The organism is Planktosalinus sp. (assembly GCF_059864935.1).
On the sequence record NZ_JCBCCK010000371.1, the window covers coordinates 1 to 6,263 of the forward strand.

Sequence of the window (6,263 nt, forward strand, 5' to 3'; positions counted from 1 at the left end):
ATCCATTTGATTAAAACACTTCAATACAAAGCCCAGATCGCCCACCGCCAGTACCTCGTCAATAATGAGTACATCAGGCTCCATCTGTGCCGCTACGGCAAAGCCCAGGCGCACTTTCATCCCACTGCTGTAATTCTGCACGGGCATATCGATAAATTCTTCCAACTCGGCAAAGGCAATAATTTCTTCCAATTTGCTGTCAATTTCTTTTCTGCTAAACCCGAGGATAGCACCGTTGTTGTAGATGTTTTCACGTCCGCTTAAAATGGGGTTAAAGCCGGCACCCAGTTCTATCAAAGCACCCACCCGGCCTTTGATGGTCACCTTGCCGGCATCGGGATTGATGAGTCCGTTGAGTATTTTGAGCAGGGTGCTCTTCCCTGCGCCGTTGTGGCCAATCAATCCCAGGCACTCCCCACGGCGCAATGTAAAACTAATGTCTTTCACCGCCCAAAACTCCTTGTCGCGCAACAGGCGTTCGTTTTTGTTGCCCATCACCCCGCTCCACAGGTCTTTGACGCCATACCACAAGCTGGTCTTGAGGTCTTTGCAGAACTTTTTGGAGAGGTTTTCAACGATAACCAGGGGCTCGTCTTGATGTGTGTTAGGTTCTTTCAAGGGTGTTACTGTCAGTTTTGGGTTTAAAAATAAGGATAATTGAGGGAATAACGAATATCGATTTATGTTTAAAAGATTAACAATTAACTAATCACTATTCAAGTTTTGGAGTTTTTAAATAAGGTATTGATAAAGTTGTACCGCAGAGTTTCACAAAGAAGGCACAAAGTTGCACAGAGGTTTTATTTAAGATTTAATGCGCGGTGGACTCTCTCCGCCTATGGCGGACCGGGGGGTATGCGGCTGGGGTTATTTGCGAATTTGTTGCTCACTCTTGCTTGGGGTTCACCGCCTTGCGCTTCATAGCTTCAGGGCACCTACGCTAAAGCTTCTGCGACAGCGTGCGGCGAAGCTGCAGAGGTCGCAAAGGTTTTTCGCAAAGGGGCGCGAAGGGGGATTGCAGTGTTCGGGCTTTGAGATTTGGAATTTTGACACTTGGAATTTGTAATTTTTCTATCTTAGCAACCAATAACAAATAACCAATAACCAAATTTGGAAACCCGCATTTACCAAAAAGAAAGCCGGCTACGACCCGGGCGGTTGCTTAAGGAGAGTATTAAGGACATCAAAAGCTCCCGGTTTTTGGCGTGGCAACTTGCTGTGCGTGACATCAAGGCGATGTACCGGCAGTCTTATTTTGGGATATTGTGGGCGTTTATTACTCCGCTGGCCACAGCTTTGGTTTGGATTGTACTGAACGGAACCGGCACGGTGCGGCTGTCTGATACGGGGATTCCCTATCCCCTGTTTGTGTTTACCGGAACCCTGATTTGGTCGATTATTACTGAGGCAATCAATTCGCCTATGCAAAGTACCAATGCGGCACGGGGCATTCTTTCCAAAATCAATTTTCCCAAAGAGGCGTTGATCCTCTCGGGCATTTATAAGCTGTTGTTCAATACCTCTGTAAAAATCATATTGCTACTTATTTTTGTGTTTCTCTATGGTGTGGGACTACAGTGGAGCTTGTTGCTGTTTCCCCTGGCCATTTTAGGCGGACTGTTGATTGGCACCACCATTGGTCTCTTTATCACCCCTCTGGGATTGTTGTATAAGGATGTGGGTAAAATCATCACTTTCGGGATGCAGTTTTTGATGTATGCCGCCCCTGTGGTTTATGCCATTCCCAAAGAAGGCACCATGAAAACCCTGATGGAGCTCAACCCTTTAACGCCCATCATCCTCACCGGCCGCGACCTGGCGGTGGGTAACAGCCCGGAGTATTTGACTTACTTTTTGATTGTTATTGCGGCTTGCATCCCACTGTTTGTGATTGCGCTGTTGTTGTACAGGATTTCAATACCGGTTTTGGTGGAACGGCTTTCGGGGTAGGGGTTCAAGGTTCAAAGTTTTTGGTTAGGCTTGCCTAAATGTGGTTGATTTTTTTTGTGGGGTTTATGCTGATATATAGGCTTGGGATTGGGGTTCACCGCCTTGCGCTTCATAGCTTCAGGGCACCTACGCTGTGCCACCGCTAAAGCTATTGCGACACGCGGTAAAGCTTCTGCGACAGCGTGCGGCGAAGCTGCAAAGTAGCTGGGGCAAGGGAATCATGGGAGCGACGAACTACTTAATAGATAAGAACGTTATTTTTCATTCAGAATTTTTCAAATATTAAATCCCAATTATTGTAATTTTGAAGTTAGCTAGTTTAAAACAACCTTTTTGTTCTTTTTTGCATTGCCCAAAAAAGAACCAAAAAACGCTAGGCTGACGAAAGCGTTCCTAAAAATTTCGTTCGCTGCGGCGAAAAAATAAAGGTTCTTGCTTGAATTAAAAATTAGGAAACTCCAACACACTCTTTTGTTTATGAACGATTTAGAATGTCAAGGATTTTTTCTTCCTCCTTCGCTCACTTCATTTTTTTACGGAACCCTTTCGTAGGCCGGGATTAGTTTTAGCTTAGAATTTGAGATTTGGAATTTTTTCTGCGCGGTGGACTCTCTCCGCCTATGGCGGACCTGGGGTGAGCGTGGGGGTGTAAGCATGGGGGTTGTGGGTTTGTATTTCCTATTTGTGATTTTTAAATACTTCAGCTTGCTGTACCACAGGGTTGCACAGAGGAGGCACAGAGTTCCACAGATAAAACTATATACCCACTCACCTCTCACCTCTCACAAACTCACCACTTTATTTAACAAATCTTTAATTTCGTTTGGTTTGGTTTATTCCGAACTAAAACTAAATTTGTTTTTCTTAATTCCATTTTTCCATGGTTACAGCAAGCAAAGAAGAACTCATAGAAGAGCTGGGGGTGCATTTTGAAGGCCTCTACCACTTACCTCCGCTTGCTTGCCGCATCTATTCCATTTTGATTTTAAACGGTTATGACGGGATGACTTTTGAGCAGCTTTTGGAACAAAGCGAAGCCAGTAAAAGTTCGGTTTCCACCAGTATCAACCTGCTGATGCAAACTGATAAAGTGGATTATTTTACCAAAGCCGGTGACCGAAAGCGGTATTTTAAAAACAAGAAAAACCACCTCAGGTTAAGGTTGGCCAATTACAATACAATCATTGAAAAAGAAATTGAACTCTTTGGTAAAACTTCGGCTTACTTGAAGGCTTTTGACTTAAAAACTTACAAGGAAAACCTGTGTTACACCACCATCTATATCGACCATTTAAAAGAATCCAAAAAAATACTGGAAGCCACCCTAAGTAAACTGGAAAGCGCTTCATAATCACTTGTTTGCTATGACAAAAAAAAATCACATATTGCTGTTTAAAATCGGGTCATTTGCTTTGCCCCTTTTTGTTTTGTTGCTGTTTCCCTCCTGCAATGATGCACCACAGCAGGCAGTGGCACAAATCGCCGAGTTTCCCGTACTTGAGATTCCCGTAAAATCGGTGACTTCTTTCACCTCATATCCGGCCCGGCTTGAAGGCACCACCAACAGTGATGTGCGCGCCAAAATGTCGGGCTACATCACCGATGTGCTCGTTGATGAAGGTCAGGCGGTGAGAAAGGGTCAGTTGCTCTTCCGTTTGGAAACCCAAACCCTCTCACAGGATGCCGAGGCCGCTCAGGCCAATATCAATGCCGCACAGGTGGAGGTGGACAGGCTAATCCCTTTGGTGGAAAAAAACATCATCAGCCCCGTGCAGCTTGAAACCGCCAAAGCCCGTCTGGCACAGGCCAAAAGTGCTTACAACAGCATACAAGCAAATATTGGTTATGCCAACATTCAAAGTCCCGTTGACGGTTTTGTGGGCAGCATCCGTTACCGGAAAGGTGCGCTGGTAAGCCCCAATGATGCCAATCCCCTCACCAATGTGGCAGACACGCGCAATATGTATGCTTATTTCGCTTTAAGCGAAAGGGATTACATCACCTTTTTGCAAACAGCCGAAGGCGAAACCCTGGATGAAAAGCTTAAAAACATGCCGAAAGTACAGTTAATCATGGCCAACGGTAGCATTTATGAACACGAAGGCACCATAGAAACCGTTACCGGGCAGATTGACCGGCAGTCGGGCACGGTGAGCTTCAGGGCCATCTTCCCCAATACCGGGGGATTGCTGGCCAACGGCAGCAGCGGCAGCATCAGGGTGCCCAAAGTGTATGAAGATGTGCTGGTAGCCCCCGAAGCCTCCACTTATGAGCAGCAGGGCATTGTTTATGTGTACCGCGTGCAGGGTGATACCATTGCCATAGCCACGCCCATCAGCATCAAAGAGCGGGTGAACCAAATGGTGGTGATTGCTTCCGGAGTGGAGAAGGGCCAGAAAATAGTGGCGCAGGGTGTGGGACGTTTACGCACCAACACCGCCATAAAGCCTAACCTTGTGGAATTTGACTCAATTATGAACTCTTTTAAAACCGTGTTTCAGTAATGTTTAAAGTCTTTATTGAACGGCCGGTTTTATCCTCTGTGATTTCCATTATCCTGGTGATTTTGGGATTGTTGGGCATGGCACAATTGCCGGTGACCCAGTATCCGGATATTGCTCCGCCCACGGTTCAGATCAATGCCAGCTATCCGGGTGCCAATGCCCAAACCATACTGCAGAGTGTGATTGTTCCGCTGGAAGAACAAATCAACGGTGTAGAGGGGATGACATACATTACTTCAACAGCCAGCAATACAGGTTCAGCTTCTATCACCGTATTTTTTCAGCAGGATGTTGACCCCGACATTGCTGCCGTAAACGTGCAAAACAGGGTCTCGCGTGCCAACTCAATACTTCCTGCAGAAGTGATTCGTGCCGGGGTTACGGTCAACAAGCAACGAAGTTCGGCCTTGATGTTTGCCTCTGTATATTCCACCAACCCTGAATATGACGATACTTACATTCAAAACTACCTGAACATCTATGTGCGTCCTGAAATCCAGCGCATCAACGGTGTGGGGGATATGAATGTTTTTGGCGGAAAGGATTATGCCATGCGCATCTGGCTTGACCCCATCAGGATGGCCAATTACAACCTCTCCACACGTGAGGTGATTGCAGCCATTGGTGAACAAAGTCTTGAGGCTGCCGCAGGCTCCATGGGGCAAAATGTGGGTGAAGCCTTTGAATATGTCATCAAATACAAGGGGCGCTACAACACCCCTGAGCAGTATGAAAACATTATTATCAAAGCATTGGGCAACGGGCAATACCTCTATTTAAAAGACGTGGCCAAAATTGAAATGGATGCCTTTTCCTATACCAGTCTAGGTCGCTCCAGGGGCTATCCCGCCATCAGTTTTGGTATTTTTCAAACCCCGGGCTCCAATGCTCAAGACATCATTGAAGAAATTTATGTCAAGCTGGAAGAACTCAAAGCTGATTTTCCGGAAGGATTGGACTATGTCATCAACTATGACACCAACCGCTTTTTGGTAGCTTCCATAGGGAAGGTAAAAAAGACCCTGATTGAAGCATTCCTGCTGGTGTTTCTGGTGGTATTTATTTTTTTACAGGATATAAGAACGACCTTGATTCCGGCCATAGCCGTTCCGGTATCCATTATCGGAACGTTTTTCTTTTTGGATTTGCTGGGGTATTCCGTCAACCTGCTTTCATTGTTTGCACTCATTTTAGCCATTGGAATTGTGGTGGATGATGCCATAGTAGTGGTGGAAGCCATTTATGCCAAAATGGAAGCCGGTGCAGAAAGCGCCAGGGAAGCTTCGGTAACCGCTATGAGCGAAATCAGTGGTGCCATTATTTCGATTACCCTGGTGATGGCAGCGGTGTTTGTGCCCATTACCTTTATCAAAGGCCCGGCCGGGGTATTTTATGAACAGTTTGGGGTCACCCTTATTATTGCTATTTTGATTTCGGCAGTAAATGCTTTGACACTGAGTCCGGCGCTGAGTGCCATTTTCCTGAAACCACATAAAAGCAAAGAAGGCAAAAAACTAAACCTGCCGGAGCGATTCTTTCTCGCTTTTAACACGGCATTTTTAGTGAGCCGGGCGCGCTATACCAAATCATTAAGCTTTCTTATCAAAAATAAGTGGGTGCCTGTAGGTATACTGGTGTTGAGTGTGGGTATTATTTACTGGTCGAGCGAAACCCTGCCCAAAGGTTTTGTTCCCACTGAAGACCGTGGTGTGATTTTTATCAATATGGAATTGCCCCCGGGCTCGTCATTGGACAGGACCTACAAAATCACCGAAGACCTCTATACTGAAATTGCCAAAATTGAGGGAG

At 45.9% G+C, this 6,263-nt stretch carries 5 protein-coding genes; 4 read left to right on the forward strand and 1 reads right to left on the reverse strand.

Annotation, left to right across the window (positions count from 1 at the left end):
• The coding region (locus tag AC6F75_RS11615) for an ATP-binding cassette domain-containing protein (RefSeq protein ID WP_500715180.1) at positions 1-618 on the reverse strand (618 nt) is incomplete at its 3' end.
• A 492-nt stretch (positions 619-1,110) separates the two neighbouring features.
• Between AC6F75_RS11615 and AC6F75_RS11620 the strand changes: the two genes are divergently transcribed.
• From AC6F75_RS11620 to AC6F75_RS11635, 4 genes are all read left to right on the forward strand, one after another.
• Positions 1,111-1,950: an ABC transporter permease gene (locus AC6F75_RS11620; RefSeq protein WP_500715181.1), complete on the forward strand. Its 840-nt coding sequence runs from the start codon at positions 1,111-1,113 to the stop codon at positions 1,948-1,950.
• 880 nt (positions 1,951-2,830) lie between these two features.
• Entirely contained in the window at positions 2,831-3,301 is a 471-nt protein-coding gene (locus AC6F75_RS11625) for a GbsR/MarR family transcriptional regulator (protein WP_500715182.1), read from the forward strand.
• Positions 3,302-3,314: 13 nt separating this feature from the next.
• Positions 3,315-4,454: an efflux RND transporter periplasmic adaptor subunit gene (locus AC6F75_RS11630; protein ID WP_500715183.1), complete on the forward strand. Its 1,140-nt coding sequence runs from the start codon at positions 3,315-3,317 to the stop codon at positions 4,452-4,454.
• A partial coding sequence (locus AC6F75_RS11635; RefSeq protein WP_500715184.1) for an efflux RND transporter permease subunit occupies positions 4,454-6,263 on the forward strand: 1,810 nt, incomplete at its 3' end. The genes AC6F75_RS11630 and AC6F75_RS11635, both read left to right, overlap by 1 nt.

What these genes read in the sequence shown, in the direction of transcription:
- AC6F75_RS11625 (WP_500715182.1), top strand. Translation starts at nt 2,831, where the DNA reads ATGGTTACAGCAAGCAAAGAAGAACTCATAGAAGAGCTGGGGGTGCAT.
- AC6F75_RS11630 (WP_500715183.1), top strand. Translation starts at nt 3,315, where the DNA reads ATGACAAAAAAAAATCACATATTGCTGTTTAAAATCGGGTCATTTGCT.